Annotated in this window: 20 protein-coding genes, 1 tRNA gene and 1 pseudogene; 10 read left to right on the top strand and 12 right to left on the bottom strand. The window is 68.8% G+C overall.

What is annotated here, in order from left to right; all coding sequences use genetic code 11:
• Positions 1-16 precede the first annotated feature (16 nt).
• Together serC and OSC27_RS14140 are read left to right on the top strand one after the other, a co-directional pair.
• Positions 17-1,129, top strand: coding sequence for a phosphoserine transaminase (serC, locus tag OSC27_RS14145; RefSeq protein ID WP_267182110.1), 1,113 nt, complete (start codon positions 17-19; stop codon positions 1,127-1,129).
• A 28-nt stretch (positions 1,130-1,157) separates the two neighbouring features.
• Entirely contained in the window at positions 1,158-1,391 is a 234-nt protein-coding gene (locus tag OSC27_RS14140; protein ID WP_267182109.1) for a DUF2530 domain-containing protein, read from the top strand.
• A gap of 117 nt (positions 1,392-1,508) precedes the next feature.
• On the opposite strand, the pseudogene OSC27_RS14135 reads toward OSC27_RS14140, so the two are convergent.
• Both OSC27_RS14135 and OSC27_RS14130 read right to left on the bottom strand, forming a co-directional pair.
• A pseudogene (locus OSC27_RS14135) lies at positions 1,509-1,910 on the bottom strand (DUF3027 domain-containing protein); the annotation flags it as partial.
• Positions 1,903-2,283, bottom strand: a complete 381-nt coding sequence (locus OSC27_RS14130) for a cold-shock protein (protein WP_267182108.1) — start codon at positions 2,281-2,283, stop codon at positions 1,903-1,905. The pseudogene OSC27_RS14135 and the gene OSC27_RS14130, both read right to left, overlap by 8 nt.
• A gap of 54 nt (positions 2,284-2,337) precedes the next feature.
• On the opposite strand from OSC27_RS14130, the gene OSC27_RS14125 reads away from it, so the two are divergent.
• From OSC27_RS14125 to OSC27_RS14115, 3 genes are all read left to right on the top strand, one after another.
• On the top strand, positions 2,338-2,613 hold the full coding sequence (locus OSC27_RS14125; protein WP_267182107.1) for a hypothetical protein: 276 nt from the start codon (positions 2,338-2,340) through the stop codon (positions 2,611-2,613).
• A gap of 32 nt (positions 2,614-2,645) precedes the next feature.
• On the top strand, positions 2,646-4,547 hold the full coding sequence (locus OSC27_RS14120) for a helicase-associated domain-containing protein (RefSeq protein ID WP_267182106.1): 1,902 nt from the start codon (positions 2,646-2,648) through the stop codon (positions 4,545-4,547).
• A 113-nt stretch (positions 4,548-4,660) separates the two neighbouring features.
• Entirely contained in the window at positions 4,661-6,301 is a 1,641-nt protein-coding gene (locus tag OSC27_RS14115; RefSeq protein ID WP_267182105.1) for a DNA repair helicase XPB, read from the top strand.
• A 22-nt stretch (positions 6,302-6,323) separates the two neighbouring features.
• On the opposite strand, the gene OSC27_RS14110 is transcribed toward OSC27_RS14115, so the two are convergent.
• From OSC27_RS14110 to folE, 4 genes are all read right to left on the bottom strand, one after another.
• On the bottom strand, positions 6,324-7,070 hold the full coding sequence (locus OSC27_RS14110) for a pyrimidine reductase family protein (protein ID WP_267182104.1): 747 nt from the start codon (positions 7,068-7,070) through the stop codon (positions 6,324-6,326).
• A complete protein-coding gene (gene folP, locus OSC27_RS14105) occupies positions 7,063-7,989 on the bottom strand; it encodes a dihydropteroate synthase (protein ID WP_267182103.1) in 927 nt (308 codons plus the stop codon). The genes OSC27_RS14110 and folP overlap by 8 nt, the downstream gene beginning before the upstream one ends.
• 70 nt (positions 7,990-8,059) lie before the next feature.
• A complete protein-coding gene (locus OSC27_RS14100) occupies positions 8,060-9,283 on the bottom strand; it encodes an NAD(P)/FAD-dependent oxidoreductase (protein WP_267182102.1) in 1,224 nt (407 codons plus the stop codon).
• A gap of 77 nt (positions 9,284-9,360) precedes the next feature.
• Complete coding sequence (gene folE, locus OSC27_RS14095) at positions 9,361-9,987, bottom strand: GTP cyclohydrolase I (protein ID WP_267182101.1); 627 nt, start codon at positions 9,985-9,987, stop codon at positions 9,361-9,363.
• Between the two features lie 113 nt (positions 9,988-10,100).
• Here folE and OSC27_RS14090 point away from each other — a divergent pair, with 113 nt between their 5' ends.
• The 4 genes from OSC27_RS14090 to OSC27_RS14075 all read left to right on the top strand — a co-directional run bounded on the left by OSC27_RS14090 (position 10,101) and on the right by OSC27_RS14075 (position 14,114).
• Positions 10,101-10,967 carry a helix-turn-helix transcriptional regulator gene (locus tag OSC27_RS14090; protein ID WP_267182100.1) on the top strand — a complete coding sequence of 289 codons (867 nt, stop codon included), beginning with the start codon at positions 10,101-10,103 and terminating at the stop codon, positions 10,965-10,967.
• A 19-nt stretch (positions 10,968-10,986) separates the two neighbouring features.
• Positions 10,987-11,679, top strand: a complete 693-nt coding sequence (locus OSC27_RS14085) for a response regulator transcription factor (RefSeq protein WP_267182099.1) — start codon at positions 10,987-10,989, stop codon at positions 11,677-11,679.
• A 30-nt stretch (positions 11,680-11,709) separates the two neighbouring features.
• Entirely contained in the window at positions 11,710-13,425 is a 1,716-nt protein-coding gene (locus OSC27_RS14080) for a sensor histidine kinase (RefSeq protein ID WP_267182098.1), read from the top strand.
• Positions 13,426-13,823: 398 nt separating this feature from the next.
• Positions 13,824-14,114 (top strand): WXG100 family type VII secretion target, encoded by a 291-nt coding sequence (locus OSC27_RS14075; RefSeq protein ID WP_267182097.1) that lies wholly within the window; start codon positions 13,824-13,826, stop codon positions 14,112-14,114.
• A 121-nt stretch (positions 14,115-14,235) separates the two neighbouring features.
• On the opposite strand, the gene groL is transcribed toward OSC27_RS14075, so the two are convergent.
• From groL to OSC27_RS14055, 4 genes are all read right to left on the bottom strand, one after another.
• Positions 14,236-15,858, bottom strand: coding sequence for a chaperonin GroEL (gene groL, locus OSC27_RS14070; protein ID WP_267182096.1), 1,623 nt, complete (start codon positions 15,856-15,858; stop codon positions 14,236-14,238).
• Positions 15,859-16,053: 195 nt separating this feature from the next.
• Positions 16,054-16,257: a cold-shock protein gene (locus OSC27_RS14065; RefSeq protein ID WP_267182095.1), complete on the bottom strand. Its 204-nt coding sequence runs from the start codon at positions 16,255-16,257 to the stop codon at positions 16,054-16,056.
• Between the two features lie 114 nt (positions 16,258-16,371).
• A complete protein-coding gene (locus OSC27_RS14060) occupies positions 16,372-16,941 on the bottom strand; it encodes a LytR C-terminal domain-containing protein (protein ID WP_267182094.1) in 570 nt (189 codons plus the stop codon).
• Positions 16,942-16,958: 17 nt separating this feature from the next.
• The gene (locus OSC27_RS14055) at positions 16,959-17,261 is read right to left on the bottom strand and encodes a DUF3263 domain-containing protein (protein ID WP_267182093.1); all 303 of its coding nucleotides are present in this window, start codon (positions 17,259-17,261) and stop codon (positions 16,959-16,961) included.
• 245 nt (positions 17,262-17,506) lie between these two features.
• Between OSC27_RS14055 and msrB the strand changes: the two genes are divergently transcribed.
• The gene (gene msrB / locus OSC27_RS14050; RefSeq protein WP_267182092.1) at positions 17,507-17,926 is read left to right on the top strand and encodes a peptide-methionine (R)-S-oxide reductase MsrB; all 420 of its coding nucleotides are present in this window, start codon (positions 17,507-17,509) and stop codon (positions 17,924-17,926) included.
• A gap of 75 nt (positions 17,927-18,001) precedes the next feature.
• Here msrB and OSC27_RS14045 read toward each other — a convergent pair.
• Positions 18,002-18,074, bottom strand: a tRNA-Thr gene (locus tag OSC27_RS14045).
• A 70-nt stretch (positions 18,075-18,144) separates the two neighbouring features.
• Positions 18,145-19,080 carry a DsbA family protein gene (locus OSC27_RS14040; RefSeq protein WP_267182091.1) on the bottom strand — a complete coding sequence of 312 codons (936 nt, stop codon included), beginning with the start codon at positions 19,078-19,080 and terminating at the stop codon, positions 18,145-18,147.
• Positions 19,081-19,139: the final 59 nt, after the last annotated feature.

The following is a 19,139-nucleotide window of genomic DNA, read 5'->3' as shown; positions in this document are numbered from 1 at the left end:
CCCCTAGACTCGAGGCATGCCGGACGTGACGATTCCCCCTCACCTACTGCCCGCCGACGGTCGATTCGGCTGTGGCCCGTCCAAGATCCGCCCGGAGCAGGTGGCGTACCTCGCCGGTCCCGGCGCGGCCGTTCTCGGCACCTCGCACCGCCAGGCGCCCGTGAAGAATCTCGTCGGCCGCGTGCGCGAGGGCACGGCGCAGCTGTTCGCCCTGCCCGAGGGCTACGAGGTCGTGCTGGGCAACGGCGGCTCCACCGCGTTCTGGGATGCCGCGGCGTTCGGCCTCATCGAGCAGCAGAGCCAGAACCTGTCGTTCGGCGAGTTCGGCCAGAAGTTCGCGAAGGCGGCCGGCGCGCCCTGGCTGCGCGCGCCCCAGGTGATCAGCGCGCCCGCCGGCTCCAGAAGCGAGCCCGAAGCCGCCGAGGGCATCGACGTCTACGCCTGGCCGCACAACGAGACCTCGACGGGTGTCATGGCGCCCGTGCGCCGAGTGCACGGTGACGCGGATGCGCTCACCGTCATCGACGCCACAAGCGCCGCCGGCGGCGCACGCGTCGACGTGGCCGAGACCGATGTCTACTACTTCGCCCCACAGAAGAACTTCGGCTCGGATGGCGGCCTCTGGTTCGCCCTCATGTCGCCGGCCGCGATCGAGCGCATCGAGCGCATCGCCGCGAGCGACCGTTACATTCCCGAGTTCCTGAGCCTGAAGAACGCGGTCGACAACTCGCGGCTGAAGCAGACGCTCAACACGCCCGCGCTCGCCACGCTGCTGCTGCTCGAGAACCAGGTGGACTGGCTGAACGCCAACGGCGGCCTCGAGTGGGCGGCCTCGCGCACGGCCGAGTCGTCGTCGGCGCTCTACGAATGGGCCGAGGGCGTCTCCTACGCGACCCCGTTCGTCGCCGACCCCGAACACCGCTCGCAGGTCGTCGTCACGATCGACTTCGATGAGAGCATCGACGCGGCCGCGATCGCGGCCACGCTGCGCGCCAACGGCATCGTCGACACCGAGCCGTACCGCAAGCTCGGGCGCAACCAGCTGCGGGTCGCGACGTTCGCGTCGATCGAGCCAGACGACATCCGCTCGCTCATCGCGTCGATCGAGTACGTGCTGGAGCAGCGCTGAGCCCCGTCACGCGTGGCAGGCTGGACCCATGAGGATCTGGCTTCGAGACAGCGAGCGCCGGCCTGACCCGGAGCCGGTGCAGACCGACGACCGCAAGGCCGTGATCGTGGGCCTATGCCTCTGGCTGCTCGGCCTCGTCGCGCTGCTCATCTTCGGCGGCGGCCTCTACGGCCACGACCGTCTGTGGTGGGTCACCAGCGACCTTGTCGGCATCGCCCTCGGCGTCATCGGCCTCGTCTACCTGAGCGTCAAGCGCCGGTAGGTCGTCGGCGTCGAGCGGCTCGTCGCTCTCCAGCGGCTCGTCGGCGAGTTCGTCGATGTCGACGCCGTCGATGTCTTCGCCGTGCAGGTCTTCGAGCTCGTCGGCCTCATCGTCGTCATCAGCGTCGTCGTCATCGTCGGAATCGTCGTCGCTGTCGCTGTCGCCGTCTGCTTCGGCCTTGGCGGCCTCCTGCGCCGCCTGGTACTCGGCGAGGCGGTCTGACCACGGAACCCACTCGGGCGCGAGCAGCGCGTGCTCGCCCGGCAGCAGCTCGGCCTCGAGCACGGTCGGCTCGGATTCGTCGTCGGCGCGCGCCAGCGTCACCGTCCAGTGCCAGCCCGGGTAGCCGGGCAGCGCGCAGTCGAACTGCAGCGACAGCACGCGCTCGCCCTCGACGATGTGCCCGGCGGGCGCGCCGATCGCGTCGCCACTGGTGATCTCGAGCAGGGCGTCTCTGGCCACGGACACGGATGCGAGCAGCACCTCGTCGGGAACGACGCTCGACGGCGCCTCAGGCATCCAGATCATCCGCAACCCTGCGCAGCAGCGCAGCGATCTTGCGACCGTGCGCCGCCTCGGGGTACTTGCCCCGGCGCAGGCTCGTTCCCATGCCGTCGAGCAGCTTCACGAGGTCTTCCACGATGACGGCCATGTCGTCGGCCGACTTGCGGTTGCGCTTCGCGAGGCTCGGCGGCGTGTCGAGAACGCGCACTGAGAGGGCCTGGGCACCGCGCTTGCCTTCGGCGATGCCGAACTCCAGCCGGGTGCCGGCCTTCACGACGACGCCTGCGGGAACTGCGGAGGCGTGCAGAAAGACTTCCTGGCCGTCATCAGAGCTGATGAAGCCGAAGCCCTTCTCGTCGTCGTAGAACTTGACCTTGCCGGTAGGCATGGGAACCTCTTTCAGTGGGGGATCTCGTGACCAACCTCAATTATCCTTGATTTCGTGACCCAAGAGACCGATACCGGCGCAACCCGGCTGCAACGCACGCTCGCCTACATCTTCGCCGCCCTCATCGTGGTCTCGCTCGCCGCCGTCATTGCCGTGCTCATCGGCACCGCGGCGGGGGTCGGGCCGCACGACGGATTCAGCCAGGCACCATGGCCGGCGGTGTTCGGCGTGCTCATGGTGGGCTTCCCGCTCGCGTTCATCGCGCTCATCGCGCTCATCGTCGTCAGTTCCCGTCAACGCGCCCGCGACAACCGCCCGTCGAAGCGCTGATCGCCCCTGGTGAGCACAACGACGGAACTGTCGTGACCAACACGCTCGCGCTCGCCGCCCGGCTGCGCGCGCTCGACGACGACGCGCTGCACAGCGCGATCGGGCGAAGGGCGGCGGCGGCCACCGGCATCCGCGACTTCTTCGATCTTGCCGAGGCGTTGCTGCAGCCCGACTCCATTCAGCGGGCGCTGACCCCGCTCGACCGGTTCACGCTGGCGGCGCTGGCGGCTGCCGCGCAGCTCGGCAGTGCCGCGATCGACGAGGTGTCGGCCCTGCTCGTCGAGTGGGGGGCGAGCCCGCAGCCGAACCGGTCGCAGGTGGAGACGGCGTTGGGGGCGGCATCCGCTCTGCTGCTTGTCGACATCGACGGCGAGGGCGGCGCGAACGTGAGCGTGTACGAGCAGGTGCGTGCGCAGCTGGCCTCGTGGCCGGAGCACGACCTGCCGTCGGGCGAGCAGCTCGCCGGGGTCGCCGCGCCCGTGCTGCTGACGGCGCTGCCCGCCGCGCCGCAGGAGACGATCGACCGGCTCGGCGCCGAGCGCGCGTTCGATGCCGTCACCGCGGTCACCGAGCTGATCAGCGAGCTCATGCGGGAGCCGGCGCTCGAGTTGCAGAAGGGCGGGCTGGCGCTGCCGTCGGCGAAACGCCTGGCGACGGCGCTCTCGCTCGACGTGACGGCGGTCGCGCCCATGCTCTCGATCGCCCGCAGGGCGTGCCTCGTCACGCTGCGCGAGCGCAGCTGGCTCGCGACGGCGGCGACGACCGATTGGCTCGCGCTGCCGACCAGGGATCGCTGGGCTGCGCTGGCTGGCGCGTGGCTGGGTGAGCTTCCCGAGCAGATTCGGGCTCTGCTCGCTCGTCGATCCCGCTCGGGCTGGGGCGACGGGCTGCGCGCCCTCATCGAGTGGAGCAGCCCCGCCGCCGGTGACACGCTCGGCAAACGGCTCGACGAGTTCACGCGCGATGCCGAGATGCTCGGGCTCGCTGACGGTGCGGTGCCGAGCACGGCGGGCATCCGGCTGCTCGACCACGGCGTCGACGCGGCGGCCGAGAGCCTGGCGGGCCTCCTGCCCGATGAGGTCGACAAGGTGTACGTGCTGCAGGACCTCTCGATCGTCTCCCCCGGCCCGCTCGACCCCGCCGTCTCGGCCCGACTGCGCACATTCGCCGACGTGGAGGGGCGCGCGCTCGCCTCCACGTATCGGGTCTCCGAGTCGAGCATCAACCGGGCGATCGCGGCGGGGGCGCACGCGGCGGGCCTGCTGTCGTTCCTCGACGGGATTTCGCTGAGCGGCATTCCGCAGCCGCTCGAATACCTCGTGACCGAGACGGCCGAGCGGTTCGGTCGGGTGCGCGTGGGTCCGCTCGACGAGTCTGACGCGACGACGGTGGCGGGTGGGCGCATCCATGCCCGCAGTTATGTGCGCAGCGCGGATGCCGGCCTGCTGAGCACGCTCGAGGTCGACCAGTCCCTCTCGGCGCTCGGCTTCACCCGGGCGGGCGAGGGGCGGCTCGTGAGCCGTTTCGCCAGGGACGACGTCTTCTGGGCGCTCACCGATGCCCGCTACCCCGTGGCGGCCGAGAGCGCCGAGCGGGCGATCGTGCCGCTGCGGCGTGTCACGATCGCACCCGAACAGGCGGCGGCGGATGCGCGCGACGAGAAGGTCGACGAGTTGGTGCGGCGGCTGCGCGCCGCCGAGGCGGAGTCTGGGCCGGATGCCGAGCGCGCCTGGCTGCGCCGTCAGCTCGACATCGCCGTGAAGGCGCGCGTGGCGCTCACGGTGAGCGTGGCGATGCCAGACGGGCGCGAGGTGCAGTACACGCTCGAGCCCACCGGCGTCGGCGGCGGGCGGTTGCGGGGGCGGGATCGGGCGGCGGATATCGAGCGCACGCTGCCGCTCTCCAGCATCCGTTCCATTGAGTCGGCAGACTGAGCCGAAACGTCGGGCGTTCAGATCGGCCGAGTGCGCCGGAGCGGCAGGGCTCAGGTCGGCCGACCAGGCCGGAGCGTCGGGCGACTCAGCTTGCCCGAGTAGACTTGGCGGTTATGTCTGACGGCCCCCTGATTGTGCAAAGCGACCGCACCGTTCTGCTGGAGGTCGCACACCCGCAGGCCGAGGACGCCCGGCACGACCTCGGCGTCTTCGCGGAACTCGAGCGGGCGCCGGAGCACATTCACACGTACCGCATCACGCGGCTCGGGCTCTGGAACGCCCGCGCGGCCGGGCACACCGCCGCCGACATGCTCGGCACGCTCGAGCGGTACTCGAAGTTCCCGATTCCGCAGACCGTGACCGTCGACGTGACCGAGACGGTCGCGCGCTACGGGCGGCTCGTGATCGAGCGCGACGACGAGGGCGCGCTCGTGTTGCACTCCGACGACCTGGCGGTTCTGACCGAGGTGGCGAGTGCGAAGCGCATCGCTCCCCTGCTCGTGGAGCGGCGTGACGACACGTCGTTCTTTGTCGAGGCGTGGGCGCGCGGGCAGCTCAAGCAGGAGCTCGTGAAGCTGGGCTGGCCGGCCGAGGATCTCGCGGGGTACACGCCGGGCACACCGCATCCCATCGACCTGGTGCAGGAGGGCTGGCACCTGCGCGACTACCAGAACAAGGCGGTCGATAACTTCTTCGACGGCGGCTCCGGCGTTGTCGTGCTGCCCTGCGGCGCGGGCAAGACGCTCGTGGGCGCAGGGGCCATGGCGCGGGCGGGCACGACCACGCTCATTCTCGTCACCAACACCGTCTCGGCAAGGCAGTGGCGCGACGAGCTGCTGAAGCGCACGTCGCTGACGCGCGAGGAGATCGGCGAGTACTCGGGCCAGGTGAAGGAGGTCAAGCCGGTCACGATCGCGACCTACCAGATTCTCACCGCCAAGCGGAAGGGCGAGTACGCCCACCTCGCGCTGCTCGACGCGCTCGACTGGGGGCTCGTCGTCTACGACGAGGTGCACCTGCTGCCCGCGCCGGTGTTCAAGCTCACCGCCGAGCTGCAGGCACGTCGGCGGCTGGGCCTCACGGCCACGCTAGTTCGAGAGGATGGCCGCGAAGGCGACGTGTTCAGTCTCATCGGGCCCAAGCGTTTCGACGCCCCCTGGAAAGAGATCGAGTCGCAGGGCTTCATCTCGCCGGCCGCCTGCTACGAGGTGCGGGTCGACCTGCCGCAGTCCGAGCGGCTGTCGTACGCGGCGGCCGCCGACGACGAGCGGTATCGGCTGGCGTCGAGCGCGCCCGCGAAGCGTGACGTGGTGCGCCAGCTCGTTCGCCGGCACGCCGGCGAACGCATCCTCGTCATCGGTCAGTACCTGGACCAGATCGACGAACTCGCCGAAGAACTGAATGCCCCGAAGCTCACGGGGGCGACACCGGTGGACGAGCGCGAGCGGCTGTACCAGGAGTTCCGGGAGGGCACGACGCCGGTGCTCGTGGTGTCGAAGGTGGCGAACTTCTCGGTCGATCTGCCGGAGGCGACGGTGGCCATTCAGGTCTCGGGCTCGTACGGCTCACGGCAGGAGGAGGCGCAGCGACTCGGCCGGCTGCTTCGGCCGAAGGAGTCGGGGCTGTCGGCGAACTTCTACACGCTCGTCGCGCGCGACACCGTAGATCAGGATTTCGCGCAGAACCGCCAGCGGTTTCTCGCCGAGCAGGGGTACAGCTACACCATTCTCGACGCGGACGACATCGCGGCCTGAGCGCGCGTCGCACGCTGCCCGCCTACTCGCGCAGGTAGCGCAGCAGCAGGGTGTCGGCCGAGGCGAGCACGTGCGCGAGCCGCATGCCGAGCGGCGCCGCCTGGCTGCCGTCTGTGATGCGCTTCGCGGTGCCGCCCTCGAGCTGCGGGCTGAGCGTGAGGCACAGTTCGTCGACGGTGCCGTCGGCCACGAGCGCGCCGAACAGGTGTGGGCCGCCTTCGCAGTGGATGCGCCCCAGCCCGCGCGCGACGAGCTCGGTGATCATGGCGCGCGTGTCGACGAGGGCGTCGCCGCACGTCACGACATCAGCGACCGCCTCGAGCGCCCGGCGCCGGTCCGCGGCGGCCGCCGCGCCGGTGAACACGATCGGCCGCACCGGTGCGTCGGCGAACACCGGGCTCTCGGGGTCGAGATTGAGCGTGGCCGAGACGAGCGCGAACGTCGGCTGCGCGTGCCGGCCGTGTTCCGTACGCCAGCGGGCGGATGCCGCATCCACCCTCATCGCCCCATACCCCTCGATGCGCACCGTGCCGGCACCCACGACCACCACGTCGCACAGGCGGCGCAGGATATCGAACACGCGGTGGTCCGCGTCGTCGCTGAGGCCGGCCGAGCGCCCCTGATGCGTGGCCGCCCCGTCGAGGCTCGCGACGAAGTTGACCCGGGTCCAGGCCTCCCCCGCGGTCTGCTCGTCGTACCAGTCGGCCAGGTCATCGTCGGTTGCGGGGCCGGCGGCGGGCGTCGGCCACACGCGCGTGATCTCACTCATTTGCGTCTCCCATGTTGTGCCGCGTGTATGCGGGCTGGCGGAAGCCGAGGATGGCCTCGGTCATGCGCACGGCCGCGACCGACTCGCGCACGTTGTGCATGCGCACGATACGGGCGCCCTGCACGATGCAGAACACGGCGGCGGCGAGGGAGCCCTCGAGCCGGTCGCCGCGTTCGGCGTCGAGCGTCTCGCCGATGAAATCCTTGTTCGAGACGGCGGCGAGCGCGGGCAGCCCGAGCGCGGCGATCTCGGCGAAGCGCCGCGTGAGCTCCAGCGTCTGCAGGGTGTTCTTGTTGAGGTCGTGGCCCGGGTCGACGATGATGCGCTCTGCCGGCACGCCGAGGCTCACGGCCAGCTCGACGCGGGAGTGCAGGAACGCGGCGATCTCGCCCGCCACGTCGTCGTAGTGCGGCCTCGGGTACTGGGTGCGCGGGCTCGCGAGGCTGTGCGTGATCACGAGCGTCGCCTCACTGTCGGCCACCGCCTCGGCGAGCGCGGGGTCGTGCAGGCCCGTCGTGTCGTTCACCACGTCGGCGCCGGCCGCGATGGCACGCCGGGCGACCTCCGCCTGGAACGTGTCTACCGAGATCACCACGTTGCTTACCGCGCGGAGCCCCTCGATCACGGGCAGCACGCGCGCGAGCTCATCCTCGACCGGCAGCGCCGGGCCCGGGGAGAAGGGCACGCCGCCGATGTCGACCCAGTCCGCCCCCTCGGCCTCGGCTCGCGTGGCGGCCTCGATCGCCTTCTCGAGCGCGAACGTCGCGCCGCGGTCATAGAACGAATCCGGCGTGCGGTTCACCACGGCCATCACCGCCACCTGCCGCTCGAAGTCGAACGTGCGGGCGCCGATGCGCCGAATCGGATGCGCGAGCGCAGGCAGATACACGGCTGCCTCGCGGCGGCGTTCGTCGGTCATGCCTCCATGCTGCCCCACTGCGTGTCAGATCTCGCGTTCGGCGTCGCCAGGGACCGTCTCTGGCCCCGCCTCAGACCTCGCCGAGCGGCACGTTCGCGTCGCGCAACCGGGCGGCATCCACCTGGCGACCCGAGCGGATCAGCGCCTGCACATCCTCATTCACGTCCCACACGTTCACGTTCATGCCGGCGACGACCCGGCCTTCGCGAAGCCAGAACGCGATGAACTCGCGGGTCTCGAGATCGCCGCGGTAGACCACGTCGGCGCCGACCGTGAGCGGAATGTAGCCCGAGTACTCCATGCCCAGGTCGAACTGGTCGGTGTAGAAGTACGGAATGTCGTCGTACGACACGCTCTGGCCGAGCATGGCCTTCGCCGCGGCCTTGCCCTGACCGATCGCGTTGGCCCAGTGCTCGCTGCGCAGCCTGTCGTTCAGCACCGGATGCCACGTGTTGGCCACGTCGCCTGCTGCGAACACGTCCGGGGCGCTCGTGCGCAGAGACGCGTCCGTCAGGATTCCGTTCTGAACGTCGAGACCGGCCGCCAGGGCCAGGGAGGTCTCGGGGATCGCGCCGATGCCCGCGACGACGATGTCGGCGGGGAGGCTGCCGGCATCCGTCTGAACGCCGGTCACATGGTCGTCGCCCTCAATCGCCGTCACCGAGCCGGGCAGGCGCAACTCGACCCCGTTGTCGGTGTGCAGCCGGGCGAAGACGGCGCCGAGCTCGGGGCCGAGGGCGGATTCGAGCGGAACGTCACCCGTGCCAACCACGACCACGTCGTTGCCGTAGCCGCGCGCGGCCGCGGCCACCTCGAGGCCGATCCAGCCGGCGCCGACGATGACGACGCGGCGGCCGCCCTCGGCGAGCGCCGAACGCAGCCGCTCGCTGTCGTCGAGGGTGCGCAGGTGGTGCACGCCGGGCAGCTCAGCACCCGGTACGCTCAGCCGCCGGGCCGAGGCGCCGGTCGCCAGCAGCAGCCGGTCGTACTCGTGCGCCGTGCCGTCGGCAAGCTCGATGCGGTGCGCGGCGGGGTCGATCGCCGACACGCTCGTGGCGGTCACGAGGTCGATGTCGTGCTCGGCGTACCAGCCTTCGGCGTTAACGAACGCGGTCTCGGCCTCCGCCTGGCCGGTGAGGTATTCCTTCGAGAGCGGCGGGCGAATGTAGGGCTGATGCGCCTCACCCGCATACAGGCGGATGCGGCCGTCGAACCCCTCCTCGCGCAGTGTGGCGGCGGCGGTCGCGCCTGCGAGCCCGCCTCCGACGATCGTGAAGGTCTTCGTCTCTGCCATGGTGTCCACTCCCTGTTCTGTTCGTGTCTCGTCGTCTCCGTCGCCCGCCGCGGTCAGCGCCGTCGCGTGCGCCGCCGTCAGCCGCGCACGCCCGCCATCGCGAGAAACTCGGCACGCCTGGCCTCGTCGTCACGCAACGCGCCACGCAGCGCGAGCGTCGTCGTGCGCGCTCCGTGCGAGCGGACCCCGCGCACCGACATGCACTGGTGCTCGGCCTGCAGCACCACTCCGACGCCCTTCGGCGACAGCAGGCCCATCAGCTTGTCGGCGACCTGGACCGTGAGCCGCTCCTGCACCTGCAGGTCGCGGGAGAAGTACTCGAGCATGCGCGGCAGCTTGGAGAGCCCCACGATGCGCTCGCCGGGCAGGTACGCGATGTGCGCGACGCCGGTGAACGGAAGCAGGTGATGCTCGCACAGCGAGTGGAACGGGATGTCGCCCACGAACACGAGTTCGTCGTATGCCTGGTCGTTGGCGAAGGTCGTGGGCTGGAACGCCTCGGGCGTGAGCAGCTCGGCGAACGCATCCGCCACTCGGCGCGGCGTCTCGGCGAGATGCGGCGAGGCGGGGTCTCGGCCGAGGGCGACGAGCAGGTCGGCGACGGCCGCCGCGGCCGCCACCCGGTCGATGCGGCCGGTATCGAAGGGCGGCAGCGCGTGCAGCCCCGCACGCTCCGGCTGCGTCTCGGCGATGCTCAGTGACATGGTTTCGGTCCTCCCCGTGACAGCGCCTCGCCGCCACAGCCCTTGATGCCGACGTTAGGCCCGCTCAATTCTTTTGTCAAGCAATCTTCATTTTAGAGAGCTACACTGAGTACATGAGTTCCACGAATTCAGGATCGACGGCTGCAGGGCCAACGCGCGCGCCGTCGAACCGCGCCACGAATGCCGGCTCAGCGAATGCCAGACCAGCGGGTGCCAGCTCAGCGGGTGCCAGCTCCGCGGGTACCAGACCAGCGGGTGCCAGCTCCGCGGGTACCAGCTCCACGGATGCCGGATCCACGGATGCCGGGCTGCGCGCCGCCGCCGCCCTACGCGACCCAGCGAGGGCCGCCCTCTACGCCTACATCTCGGCCAGCGACGACGCCGTCGGGCGCGACGAGGCAGCGGGCGCCGTCGGCCTGAGCCGCGGAACGGCGGCCTTCCACCTCGACCGCATGGCCGACGACGGTCTGCTCGACGTCGAGTTCCGGCGACTCAGCGGCCGCACAGGCCCCGGCTCCGGCCGCCCCGCCAAGCTCTACCGCCGCGCGAGCGCCCCCATCAGCGTCTCGCTGCCCGCCCGGCGCTTCGACATCGTCGGCGAAGTGCTCGCCGAGGCGATCGAGCGAGCGGATGCCGCGGGCCTGCCCATTCGCACGGCCATCCAGCAGGTGGCCGCTGAGATCGGCGCTGACGCGGCAGCCGATTCACCCGACCTCACCGCCGCCCTCGAGGCGAGCGGCTACGAGCCGCGCACCGAGGCCGGCGGCGACGTCGTCTTCGGCAACTGTCCCTTCCACGAACTGAAGGCGAACCACACCGAGATGGTGTGCCACCTCAACGTCGAGCTCGTGCGCGGCATGGCCACGCAGAGCGGATGCGGGTGCCACGTCGAACAGGATCCTTCTGCCGGTCGATGCTGCGTCCGCATCCGCAATTCTGAAATGGCGCGCACCGACGACGCACAGGAGCAATTCAGCTAACGCGCAGATACTGGGTCGCATGAACGCTGGACCCCGCATTCTCATCGTTGACGACGAGCCCAACATCCGCGACCTTCTGACCACCAGCCTCCGCTTCGCCGGTTTCGCCGTGCGCGCGGTGGCGAACGGCGCCCAGACCATCTCCGCGGTCCTCGAAGAGGAACCCGACCTGATCATCCTCGACGTCATGCTGCCGGACATGAACGGCTTCGGCGTCACGAAGCGGCTGCGCGGCGCCGGATACACGGCGCCCATCCTGTTCCTCACGGCGAAGGACGACACGGAAGACAAGATCACCGGCCTCACCGTCGGCGGCGACGACTACGTGACCAAGCCGTTCAGCCTCGACGAGATCGTGGCCCGCATCAAGGCCATTCTGCGACGCACGATGCAGGCAGACGAAGACGCGGTGATCCGCGCGGGCGAGCTCACGATGGACCAGGACACGCACGAGGTCTTCGTGGGCGAGACGCCCATCGAGCTGAGCCCCACCGAGTTCAAGCTGCTGCGCTACCTCATGCTCAATCCCAACCGGGTGCTGTCGAAGGCGCAGATCCTCGACCACGTGTGGGAGTACGACTTCAACGGCGACGCGGGCATCGTCGAGAGCTACATCTCGTACCTGCGGCGCAAGGTCGACGCGCACTCGAGCGAGCCGCTCATCCAGACCAAGCGCGGCTTCGGTTACATGCTCAAGGCCGCCAAGGCTTAGCCCAGCATCCGCGCCTAGACTGACCTGGCTATGCATGAGTCACTGGTCGAGAAGTGGAACTCGGTCTCGCTGAGGACCAAGATCACCGGAGTCACGGTGCTCATGCTCACGCTCGGCCTGCTCGTCTCCGGCATCGGCACCATGGCCATGCTGAAGCCCGTGCTGATCAACCAGCTCGACTCGCAGCTGCAGGTCGCGTCACAGCCGAACAACCTCAACTCGTGCCTTGCCTCGACGACGAGCGGCAGTGACAAGGTGGCCTCGAACGGCACGTCGTGTGCGTACTTCGTGGCGCTCTACGACGCCGACGGCCAGCTCATCGCGCACAACTGGAAGAACGAGCCGGCGTCGTCACGACCGGTGATCGACAAGAGCATCGATCTCATCACCGGCCGCGCCATGAGCCGGCAGGGGTTCGACCTCATGAGCGGCGACGAGCAGACCGTGTACCGGGCGGCGGCGACCATCGTGCCATTGAACTCGCCCGAGGGCGCGAACGGCACGGCGGTCGTCGCCGCGCCCACGCGGCAGATCGACACGGTCATGTCGAGCTATCTCGCGATCTTCCTGGGCTTCGGCATTCTCGTCGTCACGGTAGGCGCGGCGCTCACCCGCATGCTGGTGACGACCACATTCGTGCCGCTGCGCGAAGTCGAGCGGATGGCCGCAGAGATCGCCGATGGTGACTTCAGTCAGCGGCTGGCCGGCGCGACCCCCAACACCGAGGTCGGCCGGCTGAACCGGTCGCTGAACACGATGCTGAACCGCATCGATCGGGCGTTCCGTGACCGCGCGCGCACGATCGAGCAGATGCGCCGGTTCGTGGGCGACGCCAGCCACGAGCTGCGCACGCCGCTCGTCTCGCTGCGCGGGTACGCCGAGCTGTACCGCATGGGGGCACTGCAGACGCCGGAAGAGGTCGCGCAGGCGATGGATCGCATCGAGCGTGAGGCGATCCGCATGGGTGTGCTGGTGGAGGATCTGCTCGAGCTCGCGCGGCTCGACGAGACGAAGCCGCTCGAGCTGGCGCCGGTCGATCTGGTGCCGATCGCGCGCGATGCCGCGCTCGATGCCATGGCCTCGTCACCCGAACGGCGGGTGACGGTGCTCACGCCGGAGCCGATCATGGCGGCTCCCCCGCCCCCGCTCGAGGTTGAGGCCGCCCCGCCCGCGGACACCAAGCCGCAGAGCAGCGCGAGCACGGCGACCGGGCCCATCGCCTTCGCCGGGGCGACGCTGGCCAGGCTGCGAAGCCGCAGGCCGCGCAAGCAGGACACGGGCGAGGTTCAGGTGCCGGCGCCCGCCACCGCACCGCCGCCGCCTCCCGCTGATCCGGCCATCGTTCTCGCCGAGGAGAACAAGATTCGGCAGGTCGTCACCAACCTCATGGGCAACGCCATGCGGTTCACCGACGCCGACAGCCCCATTGAGATCCGCGTGCAGGTCAACCATCAGACCGACCGAGCCGTGCTCGAGGTCATCGACCACGGCGAGGGGATCCCGCCGCAGATTCGCGAGAAGATCTTCCAGCGGTTCTGGCGGGCCGACACATCGCGTGCACGCGAGACCGGCGGCAGCGGCCTGGGGCTCGCCATCGTCTCCTCCATCATCGCGGCGCACGACGGCACGGTCGAGGCCGACGAGACGCCGGGTGGCGGCGCGACGTTCCGCGTGAGCCTGCCGCTCGCCGCATCGCCCGACCCGCAGCCGCAGCAGCTCTCCCCCGAGCGCTCCCCCGCGGCCTGAGTGCCGCCCTCGCCGCCTCCGGGCGCCGCTCCGCGCCTGCGCGCCCGCCCGCGCTCTTCACCCATCGTGCGCGCCCGCTCCCGGCGTGCCCGCTGCCCTCCCGGCCTGCATTCCTGCCTGCGCGCCCACCCTCCTGCCGTGGTCCCTTCGCGCGAACGAAAACGACGGTGATACTGCCTGATTTGGTCCCCAGCACCCCATTTCAGCGGATGCCGGGCGATATCACCGTCGTTTTCGTTCACCGCGGCCAGCGGTCGCTGGGCTGGGCGGTCGGTTCGCGTGTTCGCCCTCCACCAGGACGGATGCGCTCGCGGTGTCCACCGCTTCGCCAACGGTGCGGACGAAGCGTGCCGGCCATTCCTAGGGTCGAAGGCACACACCCCGAGAGAGGAACCGTTATGAGCAGATTTCAGGTCGACAGCGAGGCCGTACTCAGCACCACGGGCGCCGTACGCGGCTCGATGGACCGCATCAGGGCCGAGGTCGGCGGGCTGCACGGCCAGCTGACCAACCTGCAGGGCGCGTGGACCGGCCAGGCCGCCACCGCGTTCCAAGCCGTGATCACCGACTGGAACGCCACGCAGCAGCGCGTCGAGGAGAGTCTCGCCGCGATCAACCACGCGCTCGGCCAGGCCGCGCAGCAGTACGCCGAGATCGAGGCGGCGAACACCCGGCTCTTCTCGCGCTGACGGGTGCGGCGCACCCCGGCAGCGCGTCGCCACGCCCACGTCGCACGCGCCAATCCACGGCCCGAGCACGACGAAGGGGCGCCTCCTTGCGGAGACGCCCCTTGCGTTGTTCGGTTCGGACTTAGAAGTCCATGCCACCGGTCGGGTCACCGGCAGGAGCGGCAGACGCCTTCTCCGGCTTGTCGGCGACGACGGCCTCGGTAGTGAGGAACAGACCGGCAATCGAGGCCGCGTTCTGCAGAGCGGAACGCGTGACCTTGGCGGGGTCGATGATGCCCTGCGCGATCAGGTCGCCGTACTGGCCGGTGGCCGCGTTGAGACCGTGGCCGGCCTCCAGCTCCTTGACCTTGGCGGCGACGACGCCCGGCTCGAGACCGGCGTTGAGGGCGATCTGCTTCAGTGGCGCCTCGATGGCGACACGCACGATGTTCGCGCCGGTCGCCTCGTCACCCTCAAGCGAGAGCTTGCCGAATGCCACGTTGCCCGCCTGCAGCAGAGCCACGCCACCACCGGCGACGATGCCCTCTTCAACCGCAGCCTTCGCGTTGCGAACGGCGTCTTCGATGCGGTGCTTGCGCTCCTTGAGCTCCACCTCGGTGGCGGCACCGGCCTTGATGACCGCAACACCGCCGGCGAGCTTCGCCAGGCGCTCCTGCAGCTTCTCACGGTCGTAGTCGCTGTCAGTGTTCTCGATCTCCGCACGGATCTGGGCAACCCGGCCTGCGATCTGCTCGGCGTCGCCCGCACCCTCGACGATCGTGGTCTCGTCCTTGGTGATGACGACCTTGCGGGCCGAACCAAGAAGGTCGAGCGTGACGTTCTCGAGCTTGAGGCCGACCTCTTCGCTGATGACCTGGCCACCGGTGAGGATGGCGATGTCCTGCAGCTGCGCCTTGCGGCGGTCGCCGAAGCCCGGGGCCTTGACGGCAACCGACTTGAAGATGCCGCGGATCTTGTTGACAACCAGCGTGGCCAGAGCCTCGCCGTCGACGTCCTCGGCAATGATCAGCAGCTGCTTGCCCGCCTGGATCACCTTGTCGACGATCGGCAGCAGGTCCTTGATGTTCGAGACCTTCGAGTTGACGATCAGGATGTACGGGTCTTCGAACACGGCCTCCTGACGGTCAGGGTCGGTGACGAAGTACTGCGACAGGTAGCCCTTGTCGAAACGCATGCCCTCGGTCAGCTCGAGCTCGGTGCCGAACGTGTTCGACTCCTCGACCGTGACGACGCCTTCCTTGCCCACCTTGTCGATGGCCTCGGCGATGATGGCGCCGATCTCGGAGTCGGCGGCGGAGATGGATGCGGTGGCCGCGATCTGCTCCTTGGTCTCGACCTCCTTGGCCTGGTTCGTGAGCTCGGCCACAACGGCCGCAACGGCCTTCTCGATGCCCTTGCGCAGGCTGATCGGGTCGGCGCCGGCTGCGACGTTGCGCAGGCCCTCGCGCACGAGCGCCTGAGCGAGCACGACCGAGGTGGTGGTGCCGTCACCCGCGACGTCGTCAGTCTTCTTGGCGACCTCCTTGACGAGCTCCGCGCCGATCTTCTCGTACGGCTCTTCGAGCTCGATCTCCTTGGCGATGGAGACACCGTCGTTCGTGATGGTGGGAGCGCCCCACTTCTTCTCGAGCACGACGTTGCGGCCACGCGGGCCGAGCGTCACCTTGACCGCGTCGGCCAGGATGTTCAGTCCGCGCTCAAGGCCGCGTCGGGCCTCCTCGTCGAAAGCAATGATCTTTGCCATGGTTGTTTCTCGTCCCTCCCGGACGTTACGCGAAAGATTCAGTCCAATTAGCACTCCTCTAGAGCGAGTGCTAAATAGATTCTGGCACTCAGCCTATGAGAGTGCAAGATGGCGAGATGCCGGCGCCCTCTCACTGTTGGAGAAGACACCGGCATCGCGCGGTGCGGCCAGGAACGTCAGCCGCGCGGCGGACTCTCAGGCCAGGCGAACCGACTCTGCCTGCGGGCCCTTGGCGCCGCTGCCGACCTCGAAAACCACCTGCTGGCCCTCTTCAAGAACCTTGTACCCGCTCATGTCGATTGCGGAGTAATGAACGAAAACGTCCTGCCCCCCGTCGTCGACCGTGATGAATCCGTAGCCCTTTTCAGCGTTGAACCACTTCACGGTTCCGTTCGCCATAAATTACTCCCAGTGATCTGCATCTTTAACGCGCGCGACTGACGTGCGTGAAGCAGATCATAGTGGAGCCGCGTCACGCGAAAACAGCACATGACGCAATTGGTACACGCGCGCCTACCCGCCCGCGTAGTCCGACCCGACGACCACCGTCAAAGCGGCCCCGCTGTCGACATAGGCATCCGTCTTCACGATGCTCACCTTGGCGCCTTTGAGGGACTTCGCCGCACCCAGCGCCGCACCCTCGTTCGCGTCGTCTGAGTAGTACACAACCGTCTTGGTGATGTCGTTCTCGCTCGCGTTTCCGCGTGAGGCGATCGTCCAGCCCGCAGCCGAGAGCTGGTTGGCCACGTCACCGGCGAGCCCGGTCGTCGGCGTGCCGTTCAGCACCATGACGCTGAGCTTCGGGTCGATTGTCGGCGTGATGGTCGGCGTCGGCGTGCTCGTGGCGGTGGCCGTCGGCGTAGAGTCCGAGCCGAAGAAGCCGAACCCTTTGGGAACGTTGATGGAGTTGTTGACCTGCAGGATCCAGACGACGCCGATGCCCACCAGAATCACCGTCGCGAGAGCGGCCCAGGCGAAGCCGATCCAGCCGCGGCCCCGGCGCGCGGGTGCACGGTGAGCGCCGATGCGCGAGTGGCGCTCCGGCGCGGTGTCGAAGCGGTCTTTCGGGTATCTATGTGCCATTGCGGTGGGGCGAATCCTTATTCGTCAGGCGTGAGCGAGCGCGCGGCCCGGGCAGCGACTCGGGCGTGTCGCAACCGCTGCAGCCGCTTGACCAGCATGGGGTCGAATGCGAGCGCAGCCGGGCGGTCGATGAGCGCTCCGAGCACTTGATAATAGCGGGCCGCCGAGAGGCCGAACTCCTCGCGGATCGCCTTCTCCTTCGCGCCGGCGTGCTGCCACCATTGGCGCTCGAAGGCGAGGACCGACCGCTCGCGTTCCGAGAGCTCCGGCTCTGCGGCAGCGTGCTCGGCTTCGGGCAGGTGGCGCGTGGCGTGTGCCATTCGTTCCCACCTCTCGCTACGAGTCGGACTCCCGGACGATTTCTGCCTCCGGGTCAGGCACATCATATGGGCGGGCGGCTGTGTGCGCACCGAAGGGAGCGGGCAGGTCGCGAATGGGCGCCATCCGCTCGATTGATGCGTGTGTGGCCTTCGTAACGGCAGGTCACGGGGAATGTCAGATCCTCGACGCGCGTTTAGGCTGAGGGCGGGGTGCGTGTGCTCCGCAGGCGATGGAAGGGAATGCCATGAACGACGGTGCGATCAAGAGCGGTGGCGTGACGAAGACCGACGAGGAATGGCGCAAGACCCTCACGCCCGAGCAGTACGCGGTACTGCGCGAGGCCTCGACCGAGCGGCCCTGGACGGGCGAACTGCTCGACGAGCATCGAGCCGGCCTTTACACCTGTGCGGCGTGCGGTGCCGAACTGTTCAAGAGCGGAACGAAGTTCGATTCGGCATGCGGATGGCCCAGCTTCTACGAGTCGGTGCGGCCCGAGGCGGTCACGCTTACCGAGGACCGCAGCCTGGGCATGGTGCGCACCGAGGTGCGTTGCGCCAACTGCAATTCACACTTGGGCCACGTGTTCGACGACGGCTTCGGAACGCCCACGGGCGACCGCTACTGCATGAACTCGATCTCGCTGGACTTCAAGCCCGCCGAGTGAGCGGGCAGCGGTTGAGCGGGCACTGGTTGAGCGCGTGCCGACTGTCGAGGCTGTCGAGAGCCGAGTGAGCTGAAGAGCCGGCCACGGGACTCGAACCCGTAACCTTCGCTTTACAAGAGCGGTGCGCTACCAATTGCGCCAGGCCGGCAGGGGGAACACCCCATCATAATCGAGCGGCGGTCGCCGAAGTCAGTTCTGCGTCTCGGCGGTCGCGGAAGTCAGTCCTGCGGCTCGGCGGTCGCCGTCGGCGTCGGCACGGGTGAGGCGGTCGAGGCCTGGTACGTCTCGCCCGAGGCCTGAAGCACGAACGACTTGAAGTCCCTCGCGCTCGTCAGAGAGCCCTTGTAGTGCTTGCCGTTCACGATGACGAGCGGAGTCGCATCGAGCTTCGACGGCTTGAGATCGGAGTTCGGGATAGGCCCGGCCACGGCCCGGTCCGTGGCGGCTTGCACCCACGTCTTGAATCGCCCGTCGTCGATGCAACGCTCAATGGAGTGTCTGTGCGACGCACCCGACTTGGTCACGTACGACTTCAGCTGGTCGTCGGTGAGACCTGAGCTGCTCTCCTTCGGCTGGTGCTCGAACAGCAGCAGGTGGAACCGGTAGAACGAGTTCGGCGCCTTGTCCGCCACGCAGGCAGCCGCGTTGGCCGCACGCAGCGAATAGCGCGTGCCAGACGAGAGGCTGCTCAGCAGGGCGATGGGGTGCACCTCCACGGTCACGGCACCGGACTTCGCAAGCTCCCCGATCTCCTTGCCGTTCGCACGCGCGAACTGCCCGCACGTGCGGCAGAAATAGTCCACGTAGAGACGAATGGTCACGACGCTTCCCGTCGCGTCCGGCGTCGACGCGACCGGCTCTGCGGTCGGCGGCAGCGCCTGCGTCTTCTTAGCCTTGAGCCCCGAACCGATCACGATCCCGTCGCTGGCCATGTTCTTCGGGCCAGAAACCGGCGGCCGCACCGAGCCGACGATGATGATGGCGATGATCGCAAGCGCGGCGACGACCGCAACGGCGATGCCGCCCTGCAGGATCGCGCGCCCGCGCTTCTCCTTCTTCTTCTGCTTCTCGCGAAGCGTGCGCGCCTTGACTCTGGCTGCCTCGCGACCCCGGTTCTGGTTTTCGCGGTCGTCGCTTGGTGAGGCGTTGGTCATGGACCCTCACTTACGACGAGAACGGGATGAACGAGAAAAAGGGGGATCGCCTGCACGAT

It is taken from the genome of Microbacterium sp. STN6, assembly GCF_026410545.1.
Taxonomy (GTDB): domain Bacteria; phylum Actinomycetota; class Actinomycetes; order Actinomycetales; family Microbacteriaceae; genus Root112D2.
The sequence above is the reverse complement of the archived record's forward strand: the minus strand, read 5'-3'. Positions and strand labels throughout refer to the sequence as shown.

What these genes read in the sequence shown, in the direction of transcription:
- serC (WP_267182110.1), top strand. Translation starts at nt 17, where the DNA reads ATGCCGGACGTGACGATTCCCCCTCACCTACTGCCCGCCGACGGTCGA.
- OSC27_RS14140 (WP_267182109.1), top strand. Translation starts at nt 1,158, where the DNA reads ATGAGGATCTGGCTTCGAGACAGCGAGCGCCGGCCTGACCCGGAGCCG.
- OSC27_RS14130 (WP_267182108.1), bottom strand. Translation starts at nt 2,283, where the DNA reads ATGCCTACCGGCAAGGTCAAGTTCTACGACGACGAGAAGGGCTTCGGC.
- OSC27_RS14115 (WP_267182105.1), top strand. Translation starts at nt 4,661, where the DNA reads ATGTCTGACGGCCCCCTGATTGTGCAAAGCGACCGCACCGTTCTGCTG.
- OSC27_RS14110 (WP_267182104.1), bottom strand. Translation starts at nt 7,070, where the DNA reads ATGAGTGAGATCACGCGCGTGTGGCCGACGCCCGCCGCCGGCCCCGCA.
- folP (WP_267182103.1), bottom strand. Translation starts at nt 7,989, where the DNA reads ATGACCGACGAACGCCGCCGCGAGGCAGCCGTGTATCTGCCTGCGCTC.
- OSC27_RS14100 (WP_267182102.1), bottom strand. Translation starts at nt 9,283, where the DNA reads ATGGCAGAGACGAAGACCTTCACGATCGTCGGAGGCGGGCTCGCAGGC.
- folE (WP_267182101.1), bottom strand. Translation starts at nt 9,987, where the DNA reads ATGTCACTGAGCATCGCCGAGACGCAGCCGGAGCGTGCGGGGCTGCAC.
- OSC27_RS14090 (WP_267182100.1), top strand. Translation starts at nt 10,101, where the DNA reads ATGAGTTCCACGAATTCAGGATCGACGGCTGCAGGGCCAACGCGCGCG.
- OSC27_RS14085 (WP_267182099.1), top strand. Translation starts at nt 10,987, where the DNA reads ATGAACGCTGGACCCCGCATTCTCATCGTTGACGACGAGCCCAACATC.
- OSC27_RS14080 (WP_267182098.1), top strand. Translation starts at nt 11,710, where the DNA reads ATGCATGAGTCACTGGTCGAGAAGTGGAACTCGGTCTCGCTGAGGACC.
- OSC27_RS14075 (WP_267182097.1), top strand. Translation starts at nt 13,824, where the DNA reads ATGAGCAGATTTCAGGTCGACAGCGAGGCCGTACTCAGCACCACGGGC.
- groL (WP_267182096.1), bottom strand. Translation starts at nt 15,858, where the DNA reads ATGGCAAAGATCATTGCTTTCGACGAGGAGGCCCGACGCGGCCTTGAG.
- OSC27_RS14065 (WP_267182095.1), bottom strand. Translation starts at nt 16,257, where the DNA reads ATGGCGAACGGAACCGTGAAGTGGTTCAACGCTGAAAAGGGCTACGGA.
- OSC27_RS14060 (WP_267182094.1), bottom strand. Translation starts at nt 16,941, where the DNA reads ATGGCACATAGATACCCGAAAGACCGCTTCGACACCGCGCCGGAGCGC.
- OSC27_RS14055 (WP_267182093.1), bottom strand. Translation starts at nt 17,261, where the DNA reads ATGGCACACGCCACGCGCCACCTGCCCGAAGCCGAGCACGCTGCCGCA.
- msrB (WP_267182092.1), top strand. Translation starts at nt 17,507, where the DNA reads ATGAACGACGGTGCGATCAAGAGCGGTGGCGTGACGAAGACCGACGAG.
- OSC27_RS14040 (WP_267182091.1), bottom strand. Translation starts at nt 19,080, where the DNA reads ATGACCAACGCCTCACCAAGCGACGACCGCGAAAACCAGAACCGGGGT.